Origin of the sequence: Kocuria dechangensis, assembly GCF_014636775.1 — a bacterium.
In the GTDB taxonomy this organism is placed as follows: Bacteria; Actinomycetota; Actinomycetes; order Actinomycetales; family Micrococcaceae; genus Kocuria; species Kocuria dechangensis.
In genome coordinates this window covers 1-21,666 of record NZ_BMEQ01000029.1, presented here as the reverse complement: position 1 = coordinate 21,666, position 21,666 = coordinate 1, and the positions used below count along the sequence as shown (strand labels likewise).

The 21,666-nt window shown below is 69.9% G+C and carries 20 protein-coding genes; 7 read left to right on the top strand and 13 right to left on the bottom strand.

Annotated elements, in window-relative coordinates; all coding sequences use genetic code 11:
- Positions 1–9: 9 nt before the first annotated feature.
- The 11 genes from IEW07_RS17665 to IEW07_RS21515 all read right to left on the bottom strand — a co-directional run bounded on the left by IEW07_RS17665 (position 10) and on the right by IEW07_RS21515 (position 14,889).
- Entirely contained in the window at positions 10–1,233 is a 1,224-nt protein-coding gene (locus IEW07_RS17665) for a CAP and S-layer homology domain-containing protein (RefSeq protein WP_188539651.1), read from the bottom strand.
- Positions 1,234–1,323: 90 nt separating this feature from the next.
- Entirely contained in the window at positions 1,324–2,955 is a 1,632-nt protein-coding gene (locus IEW07_RS17660; RefSeq protein ID WP_188539649.1) for a GH25 family lysozyme, read from the bottom strand.
- A gap of 381 nt (positions 2,956–3,336) precedes the next feature.
- A complete protein-coding gene (locus IEW07_RS17655; protein ID WP_188539647.1) occupies positions 3,337–3,573 on the bottom strand; it encodes a hypothetical protein in 237 nt (78 codons plus the stop codon).
- Positions 3,574–3,605: 32 nt separating this feature from the next.
- A complete protein-coding gene (locus IEW07_RS17650; protein ID WP_188539645.1) occupies positions 3,606–4,130 on the bottom strand; it encodes a hypothetical protein in 525 nt (174 codons plus the stop codon).
- A gap of 82 nt (positions 4,131–4,212) precedes the next feature.
- The gene (locus IEW07_RS17645; RefSeq protein WP_188539644.1) at positions 4,213–4,791 is read right to left on the bottom strand and encodes a hypothetical protein; all 579 of its coding nucleotides are present in this window, start codon (positions 4,789–4,791) and stop codon (positions 4,213–4,215) included.
- 112 nt (positions 4,792–4,903) lie between these two features.
- The gene (locus IEW07_RS17640) at positions 4,904–9,373 is read right to left on the bottom strand and encodes an FtsK/SpoIIIE domain-containing protein (protein WP_188539642.1); all 4,470 of its coding nucleotides are present in this window, start codon (positions 9,371–9,373) and stop codon (positions 4,904–4,906) included.
- Between the two features lie 88 nt (positions 9,374–9,461).
- Positions 9,462–10,097 carry a nuclease-related domain-containing protein gene (locus IEW07_RS17635; protein WP_188539640.1) on the bottom strand — a complete coding sequence of 212 codons (636 nt, stop codon included), beginning with the start codon at positions 10,095–10,097 and terminating at the stop codon, positions 9,462–9,464.
- Positions 10,097–10,225: a hypothetical protein gene (locus IEW07_RS21520; protein ID WP_268235546.1), complete on the bottom strand. Its 129-nt coding sequence runs from the start codon at positions 10,223–10,225 to the stop codon at positions 10,097–10,099. The genes IEW07_RS17635 and IEW07_RS21520 overlap by 1 nt, the downstream gene beginning before the upstream one ends.
- Before the next feature lie 128 nt (positions 10,226–10,353).
- The gene (locus IEW07_RS17630; RefSeq protein WP_188539639.1) at positions 10,354–10,755 is read right to left on the bottom strand and encodes a hypothetical protein; all 402 of its coding nucleotides are present in this window, start codon (positions 10,753–10,755) and stop codon (positions 10,354–10,356) included.
- Positions 10,756–11,032: 277 nt separating this feature from the next.
- Positions 11,033–12,388 carry a hypothetical protein gene (locus IEW07_RS17625; protein ID WP_188539637.1) on the bottom strand — a complete coding sequence of 452 codons (1,356 nt, stop codon included), beginning with the start codon at positions 12,386–12,388 and terminating at the stop codon, positions 11,033–11,035.
- A complete protein-coding gene (locus tag IEW07_RS21515) occupies positions 12,385–14,889 on the bottom strand; it encodes a type IV secretory system conjugative DNA transfer family protein (protein WP_188539635.1) in 2,505 nt (834 codons plus the stop codon). Before IEW07_RS21515 ends, IEW07_RS17625 begins: the two co-directional genes overlap by 4 nt.
- A gap of 1,894 nt (positions 14,890–16,783) precedes the next feature.
- Here IEW07_RS21515 and IEW07_RS17615 point away from each other — a divergent pair.
- The 3 genes from IEW07_RS17615 to IEW07_RS17605 all read left to right on the top strand — a co-directional run bounded on the left by IEW07_RS17615 (position 16,784) and on the right by IEW07_RS17605 (position 18,497).
- Positions 16,784–17,701, top strand: coding sequence for a DUF1963 domain-containing protein (locus tag IEW07_RS17615; protein ID WP_188539634.1), 918 nt, complete (start codon positions 16,784–16,786; stop codon positions 17,699–17,701).
- Positions 17,702–17,898: 197 nt separating this feature from the next.
- Positions 17,899–18,111 (top strand): hypothetical protein, encoded by a 213-nt coding sequence (locus tag IEW07_RS17610; protein WP_188539633.1) that lies wholly within the window; start codon positions 17,899–17,901, stop codon positions 18,109–18,111.
- 173 nt (positions 18,112–18,284) lie between these two features.
- A complete protein-coding gene (locus tag IEW07_RS17605) occupies positions 18,285–18,497 on the top strand; it encodes a hypothetical protein (RefSeq protein WP_188539632.1) in 213 nt (70 codons plus the stop codon).
- Between the two features lie 49 nt (positions 18,498–18,546).
- Here the strand turns inward: IEW07_RS17605 and IEW07_RS17600 are convergent, their stop codons facing one another.
- A complete protein-coding gene (locus IEW07_RS17600; RefSeq protein ID WP_188539631.1) occupies positions 18,547–18,903 on the bottom strand; it encodes a SpoIIAA family protein in 357 nt (118 codons plus the stop codon).
- Between the two features lie 138 nt (positions 18,904–19,041).
- Here IEW07_RS17600 and IEW07_RS17595 point away from each other — a divergent pair, with 138 nt between their 5' ends.
- From IEW07_RS17595 to IEW07_RS17580, 4 genes are all read left to right on the top strand, one after another.
- Positions 19,042–19,638, top strand: a complete 597-nt coding sequence (locus IEW07_RS17595) for a hypothetical protein (protein ID WP_188539630.1) — start codon at positions 19,042–19,044, stop codon at positions 19,636–19,638.
- A 248-nt stretch (positions 19,639–19,886) separates the two neighbouring features.
- A complete protein-coding gene (locus tag IEW07_RS17590) occupies positions 19,887–20,459 on the top strand; it encodes a hypothetical protein (protein ID WP_188539629.1) in 573 nt (190 codons plus the stop codon).
- Between the two features lie 170 nt (positions 20,460–20,629).
- Positions 20,630–20,830 (top strand): hypothetical protein, encoded by a 201-nt coding sequence (locus IEW07_RS17585; RefSeq protein ID WP_188539628.1) that lies wholly within the window; start codon positions 20,630–20,632, stop codon positions 20,828–20,830.
- A 123-nt stretch (positions 20,831–20,953) separates the two neighbouring features.
- Complete coding sequence (locus IEW07_RS17580) at positions 20,954–21,139, top strand: hypothetical protein (RefSeq protein WP_188539627.1); 186 nt, start codon at positions 20,954–20,956, stop codon at positions 21,137–21,139.
- A gap of 63 nt (positions 21,140–21,202) precedes the next feature.
- Here the strand turns inward: IEW07_RS17580 and IEW07_RS17575 are convergent.
- Positions 21,203–21,666: IS630 family transposase (locus tag IEW07_RS17575; protein WP_188539625.1), on the bottom strand; the 464-nt coding region annotated here is incomplete at its 5' end.

The window sequence follows — 21,666 nt, the reverse complement described above, 5'->3', positions numbered from 1 at the left end:
CAGGTGCCGCTAATTCGTGAAGCGGTAGAGGAACGCCGCCATCGCGTCGCGGTTGGTGGTGGACACCGGTCGGAAACTACCGTCGGCCCAGCCGGTGGAAATGCCCTCGGCTCGCATCCAGGCCATCTCTTTGTAGAACCGGTTGCCGGTGGCCACATCGGTGAACGGGGAGACGCCAGGTGCGCTGTAGCCCGGGGCACCGGCGGCCCGGTAGAGCAGGGCCGCGGTGGCGTCGCGGGCGATCGGGGCGGTGGGCCGGAAGGTGCCGTCGTTCCAGCCGTTGAGCAGGCCGGAGTCTCGGGCCCAGTGGACCTCCTTATAGAACGGGTCCCCCGGGGCGAGGTCGAGGTAGGCGGAGGCGGACGGGGCGGTGTAGGCCGGAGAGCCGGCCATCCGGTACATCACCGCCGCCATCGCGGCGCGTTCGATCGGCAGGTCGGGGCGGAAGGTGCCGTCGGACCAGCCGTTGAGGTAGCCGCGGTCGCGCACCCAGGTGATCTCCGCGGCGAACTGGTGCCCGGCGGCCACATCCCGGTACGGACCGGCGGGCAGGGGCGTGGGTGACGGTGCAGGAGCCGGCGTTGGTGCCGGTGGTGCCGGGGCGGGCGCGGGAGCCGGCAAGGGCCCGGTGGTCGGGGCGGTGACCCTGGTGGAGGCATCGGCCGGGCCCTTGCCGTCGGGGTAGCCGTAGGAGGCAACCGTACCGACCAGCCGCCACCCGGAGCCGTCCCCGGCCAGGGAACCGTCGACGTAGGTCAGGCCGATGCCGATGACCTCCATCTTCGGGTCGGTCATCACCTTGTTGTGCGCGCTGGAGGACTTCCACCAGTTCACCAGATCGGGGACGGAGTGACGCCAGGAGATCGCGTGGATCTCCCCCACCGCGTCCCACCCGGCGGCCCGGGGATCGGTCATGAACGTGGTGGTGTGGTCGATGACCTCATCGCGCACCAGCCGGTCGGACTGGCCCTGGGCGATGCCGGAGAGGGTCGCGGAGTACTTCACCGGCGCCAGGCCCTTGGAGGCACGGTGGGCATTGATCAGGTCGAGCATCTCCTGGGCGGCCGCCGTACGGGTGGCGGCCGGCATGGTGACGACGTCGGAGGCGGCAGCCTGGGCCGGGGCCATGGCGAACAGGCTGCCGAAGGTCAGGGCAGTGGCGGTGGCAACGGTGAGCACGGGCCGGTGGGTGTTTCTGCCGATGGCACGGTGCTTGGGGGCGTGCTTCTGCATGGGTTCGTGGTCTTTTCTGCGGGGAGGGCGCGTGGCCCGCTGCGCACGAGGGCGTCAGCGGGCCACGCGGAAAGAGGTGAGGTGCGCTCGTCAGTAGCGAGCGTCGAAGCGGTGCAGGAAGGCGGCCATCGCGTCGCGGGCCGTGGGGTTGAGCTCCCGGAAGGTGCCGTCGTTCCAGCCGGTGGAGATGCCGGTGGACTTCAGCCACGCCATCTCCTTGTAGAACTGCTGGCCCACGGACACGTCCGTGAACGGGGAGGTGGACGGGGTCGTGTAGGCCGGGGAGCCGGCCGTGCGGTAGAGCAGCGCGGCGGTGGCGTCACGGGCGATCGGGGTGGTGGCCCGGAAGGTGCCGTCGTTCCAGCCCTTGAGGTAGCCCTTGGACTCGGCCCAGTGGATCTCCTTGAAGAACTGCTGGCCGGGCTTGACGTCGGTGAACTTCGAGGTGGCCGGGGCGGTGTAGGCCGGGGAGCCGGCCAGGCGGTAGATCGCCGCGGCCATGGCGTCGCGGTTGATGTTGTTCAGCGGGCGGAAGGTGCCGTCGGTCCAGCCGTTGAGGACGCCCTTGTTCTTGGCCCAGGTGATCTCGGTGGCGAACTGGTTGGTGGAGGCCACGTCCTTGAACGGACCAGGAGTCGGAGCTGGAGCCGGAGCCGGGGTTCCGGCCGGGGCCGTGCCGCCCAGGGGCTTGTAGTACTTGTTCTTCGCCAGGTCCGCCAGCTGGGCCGCGGTGCCGCCGTAGACGTTGGAGTCCCCGCCGCCGGTGGCTTTGAGGAAGGGCCCGGTCTCGGAGTACTGCCAGATGTCGTAGCGGGTCCAGCCGGCGGGGTACTTGTTCGGCGCGAGGGTCTCGTAGGCCGGCAGGTGCAGCGGGTGGTCGCTGAAAGCCGTGGAGTTGCCGGTGCACTGGTTCCACCAGTAGGCGCCCGTATAGATCGCCGGCACCCGCCCGGTGCGCTTCTTGTACTGGTTGGAGAAGTCGCGGATCCAGGTGACCATCTGCGTCGGCGTCAGGCCGTAGCAGTAGGGCTGGCCGGCGCTGGCTTCCAGGTCCACCATGCCCGGTAGCGTCCTGCCGTCAGCGGTCCATCCGCCACCGTTGTCGACGAAGAAGTCGGCCTGCACGGCCCCGGAGGTGTCGTCGGGGTGGGCGAAGTGGTAGGCCCCGCGGATCATCCCGACCTGGGTGGCACCGGCGTACTGCTCGGCGAACGTCGGGGACTTGTAGCCACGGGCGGGCTGGTTCAACCGGTTGTTCCAGCCATTGGCGCTCTCGGTGGCTTTCACGTAGGTGAAGCGTGCGCCGGCGTTGTAGTCCTCGCTCCAGTTGACGAACTCCTGGTTGCTGGAGACGTCCGTGCCCTGGATCCCTGCCGGACGCCAGCTGGTGTAGGCGGCGATGGAGCCCAGCCCATCCGCAGATGCGGCGCCACCAGCGCTCTGGTGAGACTTGAACGACTCGCCCAGAGAGGCTCCGCTGATGCTGGAGCCGTCGGCGATCTCGCCGGTGTCCTTGTCCGTCAGGGTGGAGATGATCTCGCCGTCGACCTCCTGCGTCTGGGAGACGAAGTCGCCGGTGGTTTTGGAGGAAATGATGGAGGAGTTGCTGTCGGGGGTGGAGGTCTCGTGCTCGGGGGCGGCAGATGCCGGGCCGACGACAGCAGTCGCCAGGGTGACTGCTGCAACCAGGGCACAGGAGAGCCTCGTGAACGGGGAGGTCACGATGAAGGTCCTTGCGTGGGGGGATTTTGTGGGGGGTGCGGCCCGGGGAAGCCAGCCGCGGAAAGACTATGCGTTTAGATGTTCTTCGCGATAGCAGAGCGGTTATGTGTCGTCGTGCATTACGCCACATATGGATAGTCAGGGTGGGCAGGGCGGCGGCGCCGGGCGAGGTGTCACGCGAAGAGCTCGGCGTGGTGGATGGGCGGGACGGAAACAGTCACGCCATGACTGTGTGCGGCGGATTCACCGAAATCGCTGTTCTGCCGGAAACTGCTCGCCCCGACCGAGTGCAAAGCGCTGTTGCGGGTGAGTCGGGGAGGGCTCGGAAACGGCAGCGCCCCGACTCGCGGGTGCGGATCGGGGCGCTGGACGGTGAAGGGGTCAGCGGACGGTGAGCTGGTAGCTCCTGTCGGCGGCCTGGAGTTCTTCGGCGCGCTGAGCGGTGGAGACGTAGATCGGCTCCTCCCCCAGCAACCACAGGCGCACCGGGATCTGGCGGTGGGCGGAGGGCTCACGCAGGGCGCGCAGAGCGCGGGCGTCCACGCCGAGCACGGCGGCCGCGTTGCTCAAGATCTCCTCGGGGCTCATTCTCCGGTCGTGCGGAGCGGTCATCGCCATGAGTCCGTCCCTCCTCTCAAGGGGTCGTGCCGTCATTGTCCTCCCTCCTTCCCGGTGGAGTCCACGCCGGGATCCACGGTGTCCTCCGCCTCGTCGGGCACTGCGGCCACCGCAGGGTCCTCGCCGATCTCTTCGCGCAGCAGGGATCCATAGCGGTCGGCCACCACGACGCGGAACATCGTGAAGTCCTGGGTGGGTGCCAGCCGGGAGGTCAGCAGCTGGTCGATGGTGCGGTTGCCGAAGGTGCGGCGGACCTCCGGCTTGTTCTCCGACGCCGCGTCCAAGGCCCACTCGGCGCGCTTCCACCACTGCTCGGAGCGGTAGACCTTGTAGGCCACGAAGGCGATGGCGAGGGGCACCAGCCCGCCCAGGACCCGCAGGCGTTCGATGCTCTCGTCGAAGAACCGCCAGAAGGCGTCCAGGGCGGTGACCACCGGGTCCGCGCCGGCGGCGTACATCGCGGAGGCAGCTGCGATCAGTGCGACGGTGATGACGGCCACCCAGCCGGCGGGGCGGAGCTTTCTGCGGCGGTCCGGTCGATTCTCGGGTTCGGTCATGGGCGTTCTTTCACTCGGGAGCGGGAACCTCGTCGGACTCTACGGCGACCGGTCGCAGTGTGTGCGGATGCTTCCAGTTTCGTCACCGCACAACAACGAGCTTCGGAGCCCGGACGGGCATGACCTCGAAGACCTCGAAGCAGATGACCTCCTCGATCTCCGGTTCCTCGGCCAGGCTGGACGCGGCCGGGGTCAGCTCACCGATGTACTCCCCCCAGTAGTGCCAGTGCCAGCGGTGCGGGTGGTCCGTAGGCGGCTCCTCGTCACGGCGGAAGCGCTGGAAGCACACGGCGAAGCACCGCTCGTCGGAGACCAGGCCCAGGAAGGTCTCGAGCACCTGCTCCACCGAGTCGGCCACCCCGTACCCATTGGCCGGCAGCCGGTCCTCCGGGGTGGGGAGGAAGACGCTGTTGTCGGCCGGGTCGCTGCCCACCGGGGCGTCCTCCCACTGGTCGGCCTCCTCGGCCGCGGTGCCCCGGCGCGGATGGCGGTTCGGGTGCAGGACGTGGATCGTGGCGTCGGCCTGGGGCCAGAGCTCCACACCCTCCATGCCGTCCTGGTCGATCACCGGACGTCCCCAGTACAGGCCGGTGCCGAAAGGCGTGACCCAGTGGCGGTTGATGGCGTGGCCGGCCACGCACTGGGGAAGGTCGGTCAGCACGGGCTCGGTCCTCTCGGGCGCCGGCGGGCGGGGTGCTCGCCGTTCGGACTCCATGTGTACGGAGGCCCCAGGGATTTGATCCCCTGGGGGCCTCCGCTGCTGGCAAGCGCGCTCAGCGCCGGCGGCGTTCCACAGGCTCGAACCGAGGGGCCGGTGCCCGGCGGCGGGAGGCGGCTGTGCGGGTGGGTCGGGCTTCGCTCTCGGCGTTCTCCTGGGCACCGGCCTCGATGGGTCCGGCGGAGGCGCGCCGGCGCGCCGGGCGGTCACGGCGGGGGGCCGGCGCGAACCGCTGTCGCTCGTCGGTGGTCTCCGGCGCGGGGGCATCAGGTGCGGCCGAGGGGGACGAGGGGACGGTGGTGTCCGAATCGGAGCGTGGGCCGGTGACGAAGCGCTCGATCGTCTTGGCTTCCTCCAAATCCAGCACCGGTCCGGTGGGCACCAGCAGCAGGTGCTCGACGCCGCGGGCGTCGAGGTGCTCGGTGACCACCTCGCGGTGGGGCACCTCCAGCAGGTCGTCCTCGTCGCCGAGCTCGTCGTCGGCCCACACCACGCGGGTGATCCAGGGGTTGGCGTCCAGCCACGCCAGCAGCGAGTCCAGCTTCCACCATCCGGTCTCCTCCCCGGCCCGGATCAGGACCTCGGCGTCGACCCAGTCCCCGAACGCCGCCGCCGCCCGGTGCTCCCAGGCGCTCAGCCACGCCGGGACGCACCCCATGGTGGTCAGCCGGGCGATCACCCGCTCGTCGTAGCGCACGGTGCCGACGCCGGGGATCTTGCGGAAGTGGGGGCCGTCGCCGATGAGGGTGTTGTCCAGGTCGATCATCCAGGCGGTGTCGCGGATGGTGGGGGCGACCGGGTTGGGGATCAACCCCTCCCCCGTCACGCCTGTCGCGGTCCCCTCCGGCGCCGCGGCGTCGGGGGGGGGGGGGGGGGGGGGGGGGGGGGGGGGGGGGACCGCGGGGTGACCGGACGGTGCTTCGGCCACCGGGATGAGATCGGCGACAGTGGCCGGTGCGGGACGCACCTCCACCCACTCGTCGTCCTCCGGCAGCTCCTGGCCGGGGGTCGAGCTCTCGGGCAGCTGCTGGTCCTGGTCCTCCTGGGGCTCATCGGCCCGGTCGAACCCCTGCAGACCGATGCTGGGCTCGTCCGCTTCGTCCGCTTCAACCACGGTGTCATGGTCGATGGCTTCGCCCTCGATGAGGGTCTCGTCGGCGGCGTCGGTGAGGTCGAAGTCCTCGAGGTCTTCCAGGTCCAGGGTGAAGGAGGCGACGCCGTGGTCGATGATCTCCGGGATGGTTTCGAGCTCCTGGAGCATCTCCTCGTCCTCGATCTCCCCGGCGGTGTTGCGCGCGGGACGGAACTTGTCGAGGTCGATGACCAGGTCCGGGTCGAGGGGGTCGCGCTGGGACTCGACGAAGGACAGGTTGCCCTCGGACTCGCGCTGGTCGAACCAGCACTGGACCATCACCGGGGCTCCGGTGGTCGGCTCGAAGATCGCCCGGCCCGGGGGCACATGGTCGCCCAGCTTCGGGGCGTTGCCGGGGGCGCGCAGCGCGGAGGCCAGCTCTCCCGGGGAGGCCTTGCCGGCGATCAGCCGGGACATGTTGGTCTTCATCGTGGAGCCGCCCGGGACCTTGTCCAGGTCCTTGGACAGCAGCTTCTGGGTGGCCATGATCAAGGTGACACCGGCCGAGCGGGCCTCAGCCAGGATGCGGGAGGTGTAGGTCGCCAGCAGCTTGCGGCACTCGTTGATGTAGAGCACCCGGTCTCGTTCCTCCTGGACCTCCGGGTCGGTGGAGTCCGGGGGCACGGTGTCCATCAGGATGTGGCCGAAGAACTCGTCGATGATGACGACCTTGTGCGTGGGCCGGATTTCCTCGGGCAGAGAGCGGTAGTTCGGGGCCCCGTGCTCGGCGTTGAGCGCCACGATCGCCTGCACTTCGGCGTAGAGGGCCTTCATCGTCGCCGCGGCGTCCTCGAAGGAGGTGGCGAAGGCGCGCGCGTAGGGCTGGAGGAACTGGAAGTCCGCCGCGCCCTTGACCGCGTCGACGACGAACAACTCCAGTCCGTGGGCGGTGACCGCCGTGGTGAGGTCCTGCATGATGATCGACTTGCCCGACCCGGACAGGCCCACGACCATCAGGTGGATGTGGGACTTCAGGTCGTAGACGATCGGCTCCCCGTCGACCCCGGTGGCGAAGGGGATCGACAGCGGCGGGCAGTCGCGGATGAATTCGTAGTCGGTCGGGGCGTGCTCGGACAGCGGGAAGACCTCGGCGGCGGTGACGGTCACCGCCGCCGCCTTGCCCTTGGTCTTCTCCACCTCCACGAACTGGTTGCCGGTGGCATCCCCGACCTTCCCGGCCGCGGCCTTGACCCGCTCCAGGCTCAGCCCCGGGGGCAGGGTGAACTCCAGCTTCTTCACCGCGGTGTTGCGCGGCATGGTCACCACGTCCACCAGCTGCGGCAGCGCCCCGTTGGCCCCGCTCACCTGGGCGTCGGCGAACGCCTGCCCCCAGTCGAGTTCGTAGATCTCGTGCTCGATCGCCTCCGAGGCCAGCTTGGCGCGCATCGGGTTGGCCCCGATGAACAGCACGCACAGGTCGTTGGTCTCATCCACGCGCACCCACTCGGAGCCGAAGTGGTGCTTGATCGTATCGGCGGCCTTGCGGACCTTCGCCGCCGAGACCCCTTCGTAGAGCCGAAGCTCCAGCCGCCACAGGTGCTTGCGGGAGGTGCGGGCGGTCAGCAGCGTGGCCTTGGCCAGCTCCGGGATCGGCAGCCGGGCGGAGCGGAAGGCGTCGTTCATCATCCCGGCCAGCAGCCACTCGTGGGCCTTGCCCTCCAACGCGGGGGCGACCTGCTCGGGCTTGGACGGGATCGCCGCCCCCGGGTCCGACCAGGTCACCGCGATCGCCATGGAGTGGCGCTCGCCTGGGCGGGTGACAGCGGCCGGGCCGATCTGGGGGAAGCCGGTGATCGCCACGAACGGGGCCGCCTGCAGCATGGTCTTCAGCGCCCCCTCGTAGCCGAAGAACAGCTTGGGCTCCATGCCGGTGCGCGTGACGAAGGCCAGCCGGTGCAAGGTGGCGTTGCGGGTGAGCTGGGAGTGCTCCTCCAGTTCGTACTGCGGGGTCGGGGGGTTCACCCCGAACTTGTCGTTGAGCTCGCCCCACCGCTTGTCCCAGGCGACCTCGTCCTCGAGCTTGCGGATGTACTCGGCGTCCACCCCGGTGCCCGGGTCGAAGTCGGAGCCGGAGTCCACGGCGAAGAACATCGCCCCGGCGCCGCCGAACTTGCGGTGGTCGATGTAGACCGGGCAGCCCAGCACCGAGGCCATGATCCCGGAGCCGTTCTGGCGCATGGTGCGCGGGCCGGTGCCGGTGGGAGTCCAGAACACGCCCCAGCCGGCGTCGGAGTCGGTGATGGTGATGCGGGCGACCTGCTCGACGGTGAACGGCTCGATGCCGGCGTCGACGGTCGCGGCGATCGCCGCGCGCACCCGCAGCAGCACCTGGTCCTCGGGGGTGTCGTTGGAGGTGACGTCCACGGTGGCGCCCTGCGGGTAGGTGAGGACCTGGAACTTGGAAGGGTTCAGCGCTCCGGGCACCGGCTGCTCCTCCTCGTTGGTCACCGCCACCGGCAGCACGTAGACCCCGGCGCCGGCTTCCATCAGCGGGGCCATCTTGGCGGCCATCGGGTAGAACGTCGTCGCCGGGGTGCCGGCGGTGACGAAGGTGTCCAGGGTGGCTTCGCCGACCTTGGTTCGCTCGAGCAGCTCCGGCGGGGTCTTCACCGCCAGGATCGGCCACGCCTTGTGCCAGAACGAGGTGCCCTCACGGGTGAGCTTCCACCCGGCCCAGGCGTGCTCGGCGGCCAGCGGCGAGCACGCCAGCACGGCCCCGGCGGCCCCGAGCGCGGCGCCGGAGACCGGGGCGTTGAGCCCGGCGGGCATGTAGTCCGGGAAGGTCCAGGCGGTGAGGACCACCAGCGCGGTCGTGCCGACGAAGGTGCAGCCGGCGGTCAGGGCGGCCTTGACCTTGTTGGCCTTCACCGCCGCGATCGCGTCGGGGACCGTGACGGTCGGGGCGGCCGACATCCAGGCGGCGTGCTCGCGGCGGGAGGCCATCAGGGCGGCGACCACGTTGAGCCCGAAGTAGGCGTTGAGCAGCCGCAGGACCCCGTCGGACTCGGGAACCTGCGGGAAGCTCAGCAGCGCGGCGGCCACAGCCAGGCCGGCGAGCACGGAGAACTTCATCGGCTTGGCCGGCCACCAGTCCGAGGACGGCAGCAGGAAGCGCAGCTTGGCCCGCTGCCAGCGGCGGTACTTGGCCTCGGCCAGCGCCTGGAACCCGTCGGGCCCACCTTCGGGGGTGGGCATCGCCGAGTCGGTCTGCTTGGGACCGGTGAACACCGGGGAGGGGGCGGTGAAGGCGGCGACGGTCAGACCCACGGCCAGGAACATCGCCCCGGGCAGGCCGAAGATCTGGGCGGTGATGCCGGCGAGGATCCCGACGGGCACGGCGAGGATCGGCGTCAGCCGGTTCACTGAGTCGGTGGGGCGCTTGGTGGGGGCCACAGGTGCTCCTGGTCTTTTCTGGTGCGTCTCGTGCTCGCGCCCGTGGTCCGTGTCGTGCACGGCGCGAAGGGGTGCCGAGTGGGGTGGGTCAGAACCCGGTGGGTGCCGGCTGGCGGGTGAGGTAGCGGCACAGCTCGGCGACGATCAGCGGGTCGGGGGTGTCGTTGACGAGTAGCTTCTCGATGCGCCCGGCCAGGGCGGTGGCCGGGACGGCCTTGGCCCCGGGGTAGGACAGCGCCCACACGGTCGGGGACGCCCCGGCGATGCGGCCCGGCGTGCTGCTTCGGGCCAGGGCACGGGCGGCAGTCTTGGCCTGGTCATCACTCCACACGGCCACTAGCGGGGTGGGGACCTTGGCCTTGTACGGGGACAGGTGCTTGGCCCAGCGGTCGTGGGCGATGGCCACGCCTTGGGAGGTGTGGGTGCGACCGAAGAAGCCGCGGAAGGACGTGCTTCCGGCGCTCCAGTAGAAGCCGGGCTTCCAGTTCTTGGAGTCGATGAAGATAACGGTGCACCCGGTGACGATCGCGTGGTCGATGTTGACCCGCTTCTGCCCCGGGACCTTCAGGTCGTGGAGCACGGCGGCGCGGGTGGCGAAGGTGTTGAGCACCGCGGCGGTGGCGCGCTCCCCGCGGGCCCCGGCGGTGCGGGCTGCTTCGGAGGCGACGTAGTTGGCGCCGGCGCCCAGGCCGACGGCGGCGGTGCCGTAGATGCCGGTGCTCATCAGAAGATCACCGCCCACAGCAGGATGGACACGGCCAGCACGAAGAAGGTGATCTCTCCGGTGCGGGAGTGCAGGAAGTCGGTGACCTTCTCGCGGTCTCGGTCGTAGTTGTCGGTGATCTTGGCCATGACCTGCACCATGCGTAGAGACCGGGGACCCAGCGGCGGTTTCCGTGCGCCGGTGATCGGTCCAGGAGCAGACACACCGGAGCCCGCCGGCCGTGATGGTCGACGGGCTCCGGTGGGAACGCTGGGTGTCAGGTGCAGCGGGTCTTGGTCTTCTCGTACTGCGTCTCGTCGTTGAGGATCTTGGTCCGGGTGCTGGTGCTACACCCCTCGCCGTTGACCGTGTACGTCTCGGTGCGGGTGCGGGTGCCGGTCTTGAAGCTGCCGTCCTTGTTCTTGTAGAGACTCCTTCCGTCCTCTTCGAGTCTCCCCTCGTAGACGGTTCCGCCGTCAGGTGTGGTCGTGGACCCATAGTCCTCAAGGGAACGCTCGCTGTGAACATTGCCGCTGGGCGTGCGCATGGTGCTGGTGCGGTCCTTCCCCTCGAGGCAGGAGGTGTAGCCGGCGGAGTTGGTGTCGCAGAAGAACTCCGTGGAGGTCTCCGTCTCATCTCGATCAACATCGGCCACCGCCGGCACCATGCCGCCCAACATCAGTGCACCTGCTGCTGCTGTTGCGGCTCCCCGCCGCATCGTCTTCGTGAACATCGCTCCCCCGGTTCTGCCGGCTGCCGTCAACGGCAGCTGTGGTCGTGGACGGACCGGTAGGAACAGTGCCGCTTCCTGCCGGTCCCGGTCTCGCCAGCTTGCCGATCCGCTGAAAAGAGAAGCCACATGTGACGCCGGGTCTGGGTGGATCGTGACCGACCCGTCACGGAGCCGTGTCCGCTACGCAACCGTAGGGGCGGGCAGGCGGGGGCACCGGAAGCGCTCAGCGGCGGGCGCCGGTGACCCCCAGCGGGTCGTGCAGGCGCACCGGCACGCGGGTGCGGCCGAACATCGGGGCGACCGGTTCCCCGCGGGCCCGGGTGGAGCTGGGGTCGGTCATCGGGCGGGGCCGTCCGGCGCGGGTCGAGGGGCGGCCGATGATCTCCCCGGCGGCCCGGGTCCGCTGCCAGTGCGGGGTCGCACCGAGCGCGTTGACGTTGTCCAGCACCGCGGTCGCGTCGAACCCGGACCAGGGCTGGAAGGCGTAGTCCATGAACAGGTCCTGGGTGCGCCACTGCCCCAGGTCCTCCCCAGGGAAGTCGGCGGTGCCGGTGAGGAAGGCTTCGGTGAAGGTGCCGGCGGCGGGGAACCAATCGGCCCAGGAGACGACCCCGATCCGGTTGGCCGGGGCGTCGGGTGAACGGGAGGGGAAGGAGCGCAGCACATGGCCGATCTTCTTCTTGGTCGCCGAGGCGACCGAGGCCGGGGTCTGGCGGTTGCGGGTGACATCGGGGTGCGGGACGAGCACGAAGATCACCACCAGCCCGGAGGTCTCCAGGGGACGCTCGGCGATGAGCCGGGCCCACTTCTCAACCTTGGCTTCCACCCCGTGGTGGGCGCTGGAGGTGATCTCGAAGACCACCCGCAGCCCGTCGTCCCGGACGAGCACCCCGTCGCCGGTGCGGTTGCCGGCGAGGTTGACCGGCTTGCCCAGACCGGAGTGGGCCAGCAGGTCCACGGAGGCGAACTTCTCCCCCAGCGGGACCATGGAGGTGTACTCGGCCGCGCGCAGCGCCAGCTCGGCGGCGAGGATGTTGTGCCGGTCGAACTGGTGGCCGGTGGACCACCCGGTGCCTCCGGTGATCGCCAGCCACTCGGGGTAGGTCAGTCGCGGGGCGAGGTGGGTGTTGAACGAGGTCGTCGGTGACGGGCGGTAGAGCGTGGCGGTCGAGGAGCGCTGCAGGGCCCGGGGGAAGCCGCCGATGTCGAGGACCCCGCCGTCGAAGAAGGCCCGGGGTACCGGTTTGGTGCGGGCGGCGAACTCGGAGGATCCGGTGAAGGCGCACAGCTGCTGGGCGGTGACGGTGCGCCAGGAGTCCAGCACTCCCAGGGCGGCGATGCGTGAACCCCGGCGGGCGACGGAGGAGAACAGTGTCGCGGCCGCGGCCGCGCCGGCGTCCTCGTCGAGCTCGGAGGTGCCGGTCTCGTCGAAGGCGGTGGACCACACGGCCTGGGAGCCGGGCAGCCACAGCCGGTCCCAGTACGGGTCGACGCGCGCCCCGGCGCCGAACCTGGGCCCGGCGGCGGAGTCCATGTCGGCGAAGCGGAAGTGCTCGGCCTCAGCAGCGGCGGCGCTCATGCCCGCGCCCCGGTGAGCTCGGCGTCGAAGTCCACGTCGGTGGCCGCCGCCCCGGCGCCGGGACCGAAGTGCAGGTCCAGGAACTGTGCGCCCAGGGCGGGGAAGTTGTGCACGTGCACGATCGCCGCCGGCTGCAGCTGCATGTGCGACTGGGAGCGGATCACCGCGTGGTGCAGCGGGATCAGCTGCAGCTCCTCGGCGGTGAAGGAGACCCCGGCCCCGGAGACGGCGTCGGCGATCTCGGAGGCGGTGGAGCGGTCCTTGTGCGCGAAGGAGATCAGCGTCGCGTAGGTCATCACGTTGTTGCGCATCACCGGGGTCAGCTGCTCGGGGCGCTGGGTGCCCAGCACGGCCTCGACGCCGAAGGAGCGGCCCTTGTCGCGGAACCAGGACAGCACCATCTCGTTGGATCCGGCCAGGGTGGAGAGCTCATCGGCGATGATCGTCACCCGCCGGGACTGCTCCTGCCGCCCGGAGCACACGGCCATGATGTTGCGGTAGAGCAGGTACATGGTCATCGCCGAGATCGTCTCGGCGTGGTCGTCCATCAGCTGCCGGCCGGAGGCGGACTTGCCGGTGTTGAAGATGATCGACTTGTGCTCGGCGAGCACCTGCTCGAAGGTGATCTTCTTGCGTGCCGGGGAGAAGAACTGCTCGTTGAGGTAGAGCTGCTGGACTTTGTTCCGGGGTGCTTCCAGCAGAGGCCGGCGGTTGGCGAAGGAGACGCCGGGGCCGTAGAGCTTGGCGACCGCCCCGGCGGCCACCGTCCAGTCCCCGCCGTCGGCGCCGCGCTCGCGCAGGCGGGTGGCCTTGTCGAGGATCGCGGTGGCCAGTGAGACGGCCACCGGGTCCCCGCCGCGGGCTCCGAGCAGGACGTAGAGGTAGTAGAACGGGGAGGCACCGGTCGGCAGGTTGTGCTCGTCGCGGGCGGGGATGGAGGTCAGCAGCTCGTCGTTGATGACCAGTGCGGCGGTGAACAGGTCGGTGAGCGTCTCCTTGGAGCGGTCGCCGATCGCCTTGTCACCCCAGGCGTAGACCATGGCGTTGACGATCATGGTGGCCCGCTCCTCCAGGGTGTCGACCCCGGGGCAGGAGAAGAAGTCGATGGAGGCCCGGCGCTTATCGGCGACGTCGATGAGCAGGGTGCGGTCGCCGACCTTCTTGGCCCAGCGCTGGTAGGCCGGGGCGGCGTCCTTGGACTCGAAGACGATCAGCGAGTTGGCCCGGCCCGGGTAGCCGGGCTGCCCGGAGGGGGCGACCCGCTCGCGGGCGCAGTAGGCGTAGTAGGCCTGCATGAAGAACGACTTGCCGGTGCCCGGGGCGCCGACCACGGCGATGCCGCCGTGGGTGTCGGTGGCGGGGATGTAGGTGTCGACGCCGTCGTTGGAGCCGAGGTTGAACCCGCACCGGGTGGACATCGCCGGGGAGGTCGCGCGCACGGCGTTGGACACGTCGCCGGCGGCTGCGCCGATGTGCGGGGAGACCAGTCCGGCGATCACCGAGGGCCCGAGGTAGAAGGCGTCGCGGTGGACCGGGTAGTCCCCGGCGGAGGCGGCGATGTGACGGGTGGAGGTGGTGCCGTCGGCGTTCTTGTGTGTCTGAGTGGAGGCCTCCCGCGGCGGCTTGGGGCGCAGGCGCCGGCGGGGCGGGGGCGGGAACTGGAAGGCGCTGTTGAGGGCGGTGAGATGGGCGGCCGGGGAGGTGAGCTTGCCGGTGAACGACAGCGCGGAGATCGCCCCCAGTGCGGCCGCACCGAGGATCCCGGCCAGTGCCAGGCGGGCGTAGTCGGGACCGCCCACCACGAACGCTGCGACGCTGGCAGCGAGCAGTGCGGCCGCGGCCGGGGCCGCCTTCCACGCCGGGTGGTGGCGGGGCTCGAGGGAGACGGTGGTGGAGACGTCGAAGCCGGGCATCGCGGCCGAGACGGTGTTCAGCAGCGAACGCACCCGGTCGGCGCCGGAGGCACCGGCGCGCACGGAGACGACCACGGCTTGTTCGGTCATCGAGTGGTGCTGCGGGTTGCGGGTGCCCAGCCGGTGGGCCAGCCACTTCAGGTGCGCCTTGCGCTCGTGCCTGAGCGGGCGGCGGGCGGTGACGGCGACCCACTCCCCGGCGGCGAGCACCGGGGCGACAGCGGCGGCCAGGTCGGTGGGGTCGGCTCCGGCCTGGGTGGCCCGGGAGATGGAGGTGCGTGCGGCGCGCAGCCGGCCGAGCACCTGCGTGTCGGCCAGCAGCGTGGTGAGCCGGTCGATCTCGGGTGCTTCGGGCGCGGTGGAGCGGGCGCCGACGGTCTGGGCGAGCTGGACCGGGGCGTTGGCGTTGGCCGCGGCGGCATCGACGAGCACGTAGTCGGCGACGGTGGCGCCGGTGGAGACGACCAGCAGGGTGAACGGGCCGTTCTGCGTGGCGGCGGAGGCGAAGACGTCGGCGCGGCCGGCGAACTGCAGGGGGTTCAGGTTGATGCCCTGGACGGGGGCGAGGCTGAACACTTCGAGGCTCATGCCCCTTCATCATGCGTCGACCCGCCGGAGTCAGCGTCGTGCACGGCCGGAAGGCGGGCGGCGAGATGGATAGGGCAAGAAACGGCGGATCGCCCCGTCCGTTTTTTGTTCTAACTTTTCCCAATCCAGTACGGGCGAATCCGCCCGACCCTCCCCCGTCGGAGACACTTGCGTGCCGACTCGCCCATTCGGGGCCGCGTAGCGGCGGAGATGAATCCCGTCGGCGCGGCAGCGCCGTGTGCGCGCAGCGCACCGGATCGTAGATCCGCGGAATCGGTGGATCTGATCACTACACAGTCATTGTGTGCGGCGATTTCGGGAAATCGTGTGTGCGGATCCAAATAGTTTGTGCCCGGAAGAAACCTGTTGTGTGCGCACACGCTCAACTTCGTTCCCGTCTCCTCTGACCTGCGGTTTCGCCTCGCTGCCGCGAGGACCAACCCACGGGTGCCCCGTGGGTTGGGTGGGCCGGTGGCCTGTTCGCGCTCCGCGCGAAGGGCGTGCTGTCGCTGTTGCGGCCGCGGGGCGGCCTCACGACACGCCAGCGCGCCCGGCGGGTGCCCGTCGGTGCGCCTGCCAGCGTGCTCACCAGCACGGGGGCGTGGAGACGCCCGCAGTTCGAGCACCATCTGTGTCGGGTCGCCACGATGTGGAACGGGGGAGGCGTGGAGTCCGAGCACCTGCACGGGTTCGACGCGCGCCAGCGCGTGCAGGAGCTCCACGTCGTCAGCGTCGATGCAAGGCCGGAGGCCGCCCGCGTGGGAGCGGAGCGAAGCGCGGTGCATCGCTGGCGAGGTGGAGCAGCAGTCCGATCATCGTGCAACTGATCCGAGCACGCAGTGCGCGGAAGACCGTCACGACGACCATGCCGGACACCGGAGCGCCGACCTGGACGACGAAGCGCGCAGCGCCCGGAACGAACACCATGCCGGACTACGTCCGGGACAACGATGCGCGCAGCGCCACACCGCAGAAGTGACACCGGAGCACAGGCCGACACCCAGGACGCGCGTAGCGCCCGCGACGAACACCCGCACCGACCCACCACCCGGCGACCACGAAGCGCGTAGCGCCACACCCCGCAACTGCCACGGCCTGCGGCCGGCGAGCACACGCCCATGCCGTAGACCGACATGAGCACCCGTGACGACCAACGAGTGCCCGGAGGGCACCGACGCGAAGCGTCGACGCCGACCACCACGACCCCGCGCGACGTCCACCACTACTTGGCACCCCTGCGCGGAGCGCACCGCCGCGGAGCGGCGCATGGAGACCATGCCGGAGCGCCCGCTCCGCTGCACCGCTGCGCGGACGAGCCCGCGCAGCGGGCAGGCGGCGAAGCCGCCCGAAGACCATGCTGCTGACGCAGCGCGCACCGCTACGCGGCACGCGCCCGGCGAAGCCGGGCTGACGCGGCGCAGCCGCGGCCGGTGGCCGCTATGTGCACCGCGACGATGCACCGCACCGGAGGACGGACCGGCACGCGAGAAGCGCGCTTGCGCGCGCCGAGCGCAGCACAGATCGGACAGGAAGAGACGGAAGAGAACAGCGGCGGAAGATGAGCCGGAGCATGTCGAAGATCATGACGCCCTGCGGGCGGGAGCCCGTAATGCAGACCAGGACGACGACCGAGATGGAGACCGCAGCGGGCGGAGCCCGCGGCGAGGCGCGCCAGCGCCGAGCCTCTTAATATGGCCACCCCGACCGACCACGACCACCGACGACCCCGGGCCGCACGCTATCGCTGCCCGGTCCGCCCGCCTGTCGGCGTGCGTGGTGGGCGCGGCTACCGCCGGGCGTCGGGCAAACCGGCGCGAGGGGGATGGAGGTGCCGATGAGGGCACTGCAAGTGGTTGGATGGGGCGACCGGGCACCGCGAGCAGAGGAGGCGACGATGAAACCGAGACGACGAGACGGCATCGCACCGGCACCACTGCACGGACCGTGGGGACAGATCCAGACCTGGCTGGAAGCAGGACCGGCCGAGGACGAGCACTTCCTGGAGCAGGTGGCGTACTCGCCGGTGCTCAGCGAGCAGTCTTTCGCTCCGGGCGCGGAGGAGCTGACCGAGTTGTGGTGCACCGGCGGATGGATCAGCTGGCTGGGCGGACCGGCCGCCGCGCCGCTGTCGTCGTGGCCGCGCCGGAACGACGGGAAGCCGCTCTCGCACGTTCTCACCGTGGACCTGGCCGACCTGGACGCGGTGCTCGACGCCCAGGGCAAAGCCGTGTGGCCGCACCTGCGGGAAGGGCTGCCGACTCATGGGGTGCTGGAGGTTTTCCACGATCTGCAGACCTCCGGCTACGGGACCGGCGATCGCCGCCGCCGAGGGTGGCTGGTGCGCTGGGTGTCTGCGCCGCAGCGCACCGGACTGGTGCAGCCTCCGGCCGATCTGGAGGAGCCTACCGCGGTGTGCCAGCCGGTGATTCCGCTGCCGGGGTTCACCCTGCCCCCGGCAGCGGACGCGGCCGGCGGGCCGGTGGATCGGTTCGAGGTCGCCGCGGCGCTGGAGGAACAGCTGCTCCGGTCGTGGATGCTGCTGCGCACCGGATCGACCGCGGGCCCGGCTGTCCCGATCAGCCACGTCTACGGGCACAGCCAGCGCGGAGAGATCAACGCCCGTGCGCTCTTGGAGCGACTCCTGCCGTTGACCGTGCCCGGTGATCAGCACCGTCTGATCTTGGAGGTGGAGGGTGTCACGGCCCTGGACGGGTGGTTCGGCGACTCCGGGCACATGGAGGTTTGGATGCGCGACTCCGACCTGGCGGCCCGTGACTTCGAGGCGTCGTGGTGCCTGGTGCGCAACGACTGACGACCGGACAGACCATCGGGCTCCTTCCGGGCTCCGACACATACGGCATGACCCTTCCGCTGGCGCGCCGGTGGGTGCAAAATCATGGGCACGAGGAGCCCGCCGGTGCACACGCCCCCGATACCGTGACAGGGTCCTCGCTGATCCCCCCGAACGGCTCCGGCCCAGGGCTGGGGCTCCCGATGGAAGGAGCGGCCATGAGCCGTCTCGAATGCCCGAAGTGCGACGAAGGAGTCGTGAGTTCCTTCCGGGTGAAGGCCACCGCCGAGACCATCCAGGTCTGCAACGTCTGCCGATCCGTGTGGGACGGGGCCGACGTGCTGCCGGGGCCGGCCACCACGACCGTCGAGTGCTTCCTCGCCGCCCGCGGTCTGCCGCTGCTGCGCAAGGAGCTGCGCGCGGTGGCGTGAACCCCGGGCGCCGGCGGCTCAGCAAGTGCCTTCCGCCAGACTTGATTGCAGGTGCACAATCCGTACACCAGGGCCTTGTCCGATATTGCCGCCGCGGTGTTGGGACGGGGTCGTGGCCACTGCGCAGAACACCCCGGTGCGGGGCGTGAGACAAGCGAAGGAAGGAGACGGCCGTGAACCCCAACGAGTGCCCGATGTGCGATGCGGGCGTGATCGCCCGCTACCGGGTGAACGCCACCGGAGAGACCATCCAGGTCTGCAACGAGTGCGACTCCGTGTGGGAGGCCACCGACGAGCTGCCGGCCCCGGCCACCACGACCGTCGAGCAGCTCCTGGCCGTGCGCGGGCTGCCGTTGCTGTGGAGCCAGCTGAGCGCGGTGGTGTGACCATCGCCGAGCGGCGCCCACCGCTGAGCAAGCCCTTGAAGGCTCAGGGCTATGTGATCCAGGCCAGTGCGTCGGCCCGCTGGTCGGCCGGGAAGGTGCGCACGGTGATGTGGACGAGCTCGGCGGTCCACTCGGAGATCTTCGCCGCCCACGCTGCGTCGGTGACCACAGCCAGGCGGTCCAGCTTCTTGAGGTAGCCGGCGGCCTTCAGATTAATCCAGGCCGCTTTCGGGGAGATCTCCGAGAAGTCGATCTTGCCCATGACCGCCAGCATCCGCACGCTGCCGTGGTCGCGGATCACCTCGTCGAGGACCTGTCGCATCCGTTGCTCGTCTTCGACGGAGAGACCGCCCTGGTAGTCAATGGTGACGATGTTGGTGCCGGGCTGCACCGTGGTCTCCAGCATGACCGTCTTTTCTCCTCGGTCGTGGTGTCGCGGGTGCCGTGGACACCACGGTAGGACTGTCGATGCCGCAGCTCAACGGGTGCACGCATAGGCTGTCCCGCGGCGGGAAGACGTCCGATCTCCCCACACATGGAGACCATGAACACGACCACCGAGCTTCCCCCGCTGGCCCTTCCCCTCACTGCCCGCGACGTCGACGTCCCGGTACCCGAGAAGCTGGAGCTCGCCGACGCCTTCGGCGCGCAGCTGCATCCCGGCGATGCCGTCACCGCGCTGTTCCGCGGCCCCGAGCTGCGCCCGGTGCTGGTCCGCGGGGTCGTGACCGGAGCCGAGGGCGGGAGCGTTCTCGTGGTGCCGGCCGCCTACGGCGGGCCGCTGCTGGACGGGACGGTGCTGACCGCCGGGGAGACGTTCGCCGCTGAGCCAGAACTGGTGGTCCGCCAGGACGACCTGATCCCGTGTACCGACTTCCATGCCGGGCCGGTGGAGGTGCTCGCCCACCGCGACGCCCACACGTTCGACCTCTCCTCCGGGGACACCGTGGCCTTCGCGGTCGTGGGCATGTTCGGGTGCCTGGGCTGGGGCCGCGGGCGGATCGTGGCGGAGACCGGACGCGGGGTGGAGATCGAGGCCGACACCGACTGCCGCGTCTCGGCCTTCGACCTGACGGTGCGCACCGGGGAGCGGATCGCCTGCGCCTCGATGTGGACCGTGCGCCTGGGCGCCGGTGGATGAGCGTGGTCGTGAAGGCGGAGGAGATTCCCTGTGCCTTCAGATCTCCGGTGCTCGGACCGCTCGCTGTGCGCCCTCGCTAAGCTGGAACCACCACATCCCCCTCGCCTCTCCGCGATGCGCACCTGGGGGATTTTTCACGTCCGGGCCGTGCTGCAGGTCCAGCAGGTGGTGGCCGAGGATTGTCGTGGGCATGAGGCGGTGACCCGATCCTGGGGAGAAAACTGAGGGTATCCGCACACATGAGGGGCATGGACAAGACGCCCCAGGCCCCCGCCCAGACCGCCACCACCTTCGACGCCGACGCCCTGGCACAGAAGCTCGCCTCGACCGTCACCGCGCAGCTCGTCGCGCACCTCAAGACCGTCGGGCTCGTGGAGTCACCGGTCCTGCACGCCCTGGTGAAAGACCGGATGGGTGCGCAGCTGCGGGCCCTCACCGGCGACCCGCTGGCCGAGGTGCTGGAGGCCGCCGGTGCGGTGGTCGCCGCCGTCCGCGCCGCCGAGGCCGAGCTGCTCTCGCAACCCCGCTACGCCAACGCCCCGAAGGTCACCGGCACCCTGCGCCTGCAGGAGTGGATCGGTGAGGGCGACGAGTGCGTGACCACCAAGACTCGCATCGTCACCCTGCCCGCCGGATGGCTGGCGACCCAGGACCGGGACAAGATGCAGGAGGCGACCGAGGGGTGGCCGACGGACCTGGACTGGATCGTGTGGGACCTGAACCTGGAAGGCGATCACACCGGACCGTTCGAGTTCAGCCTGAACAACGGCTGGTCCGCCGACCTGCTCACCGAGTGGCTGGAGGCCACCGCGGTCGAGTGACCCATCCGCACCCCGAAGGGCCCGCGGCCCGGAGCACGAGCGCGCACCCGCGGGCCCTTCCTCATGCGGGTATCCACCGGGCTTCCGGGCAGAAACCTGCACCCATCCGCACACATGGGAGGTGAGGCGAAGACCCCGCCCCACCGCAGCCGAGACGAAGGACCAGGACCATGGCCAGCACCGAGCAGACCGGCACCGACTCCACCACCGAGCAGATGACCACCGTGGAGTTCGACGTCGTCGAGACCACCACCTACCGCGGGCGGGTGGAGATCGACCCGGCTAACTTCCTGGAGGCCACCGGCACCGCGCTCAACTGTGCCGCCGGGGACCAGCTCCGGGACTACGTGACCGACGCCGGTACACCGTGACTGAGCTCCTCGCTGGCCGAATGGCGCCCAGCACCGCATCTAAATGAGTCCATCGTCTAGGGACGCAACCTTACTTCGTGCCAGGGAGGAGTTTTCGTAGACGCGTCGAAAGGAGCACGCACCGTGACCGACAAGAACCGTATGTACCAGCTCGACAATCCTGCGGGACTCGACAGCACATACGGCGATCTTGTGACCGGGATCCGCAACGGCTTCGCGGGCGTCTGCCCAGCCAAGGCGACCGGATCGTGGTGGCGGCCTCTCAAGAAGACGCCACAATCATCGCTGAGGCCAAAGTGCTTAGATTAATGCTTGCCAACTATTACAATCGAGCCCAGCCCTACCGGTACCGCGAAGGAGACTCCGCTGTGACTAGTGGCCCGTACTTGAAGTCATTTGGCGGTTGGCTTTGTTGAGGATCTCGGTGCTGGTCTTGGTCCACACGAACGGGTGGCAGCGGTCGTTCCAGCCTGTGACGAAGGCCCGGATCTTGGCGTTGAGCTCCGGAACAGAGGCCACGTCGGCCCGGTGCAGGGCTTGGCGTTCGATGATGGAAAACCACACCTCGACCAGGTTCAGCCAGGAGGCCGAGGTCGGTGTGAAGTGCACCCGGAACCGCGGGTTCTGCGCCAGCCAGGCCCGCACCTCGGGCGTTTTGTGGGTGGCGTAGTTGTCCATCACCAGGTGCAGCTCCTGGCTCGGGTAGGCCCGGGCCACCTGTTTCAGGAAGGCCAGGAACTCCTGGCGCCGGTGCCTTGGTTTGCACGCAGCGGTGACGTGGCCGGTGGCGATCTCCAGGGCGGCGAACAGGGTCGAGGTGCCGTGGCGGACGTAGT

What these genes read in the sequence shown, in the direction of transcription:
- IEW07_RS17655 (WP_188539647.1), bottom strand. Translation starts at nt 3,573, where the DNA reads ATGGCGATGACCGCTCCGCACGACCGGAGAATGAGCCCCGAGGAGATC.
- IEW07_RS17600 (WP_188539631.1), bottom strand. Translation starts at nt 18,903, where the DNA reads ATGCTGGAGACCACGGTGCAGCCCGGCACCAACATCGTCACCATTGAC.
- IEW07_RS17650 (WP_188539645.1), bottom strand. Translation starts at nt 4,130, where the DNA reads ATGACCGAACCCGAGAATCGACCGGACCGCCGCAGAAAGCTCCGCCCC.
- IEW07_RS17635 (WP_188539640.1), bottom strand. Translation starts at nt 10,097, where the DNA reads ATGAGCACCGGCATCTACGGCACCGCCGCCGTCGGCCTGGGCGCCGGC.
- IEW07_RS17630 (WP_188539639.1), bottom strand. Translation starts at nt 10,755, where the DNA reads ATGTTGGGCGGCATGGTGCCGGCGGTGGCCGATGTTGATCGAGATGAG.
- IEW07_RS17590 (WP_188539629.1), top strand. Translation starts at nt 19,887, where the DNA reads ATGGACAAGACGCCCCAGGCCCCCGCCCAGACCGCCACCACCTTCGAC.
- IEW07_RS17615 (WP_188539634.1), top strand. Translation starts at nt 16,784, where the DNA reads ATGAAACCGAGACGACGAGACGGCATCGCACCGGCACCACTGCACGGA.
- IEW07_RS17585 (WP_188539628.1), top strand. Translation starts at nt 20,630, where the DNA reads ATGGCCAGCACCGAGCAGACCGGCACCGACTCCACCACCGAGCAGATG.
- IEW07_RS17595 (WP_188539630.1), top strand. Translation starts at nt 19,042, where the DNA reads ATGAACACGACCACCGAGCTTCCCCCGCTGGCCCTTCCCCTCACTGCC.
- IEW07_RS17610 (WP_188539633.1), top strand. Translation starts at nt 17,899, where the DNA reads ATGAGCCGTCTCGAATGCCCGAAGTGCGACGAAGGAGTCGTGAGTTCC.
- IEW07_RS17665 (WP_188539651.1), bottom strand. Translation starts at nt 1,233, where the DNA reads ATGCAGAAGCACGCCCCCAAGCACCGTGCCATCGGCAGAAACACCCAC.
- IEW07_RS17625 (WP_188539637.1), bottom strand. Translation starts at nt 12,388, where the DNA reads ATGAGCGCCGCCGCTGCTGAGGCCGAGCACTTCCGCTTCGCCGACATG.
- IEW07_RS21520 (WP_268235546.1), bottom strand. Translation starts at nt 10,225, where the DNA reads ATGGCCAAGATCACCGACAACTACGACCGAGACCGCGAGAAGGTCACC.
- IEW07_RS21515 (WP_188539635.1), bottom strand. Translation starts at nt 14,889, where the DNA reads ATGAGCCTCGAAGTGTTCAGCCTCGCCCCCGTCCAGGGCATCAACCTG.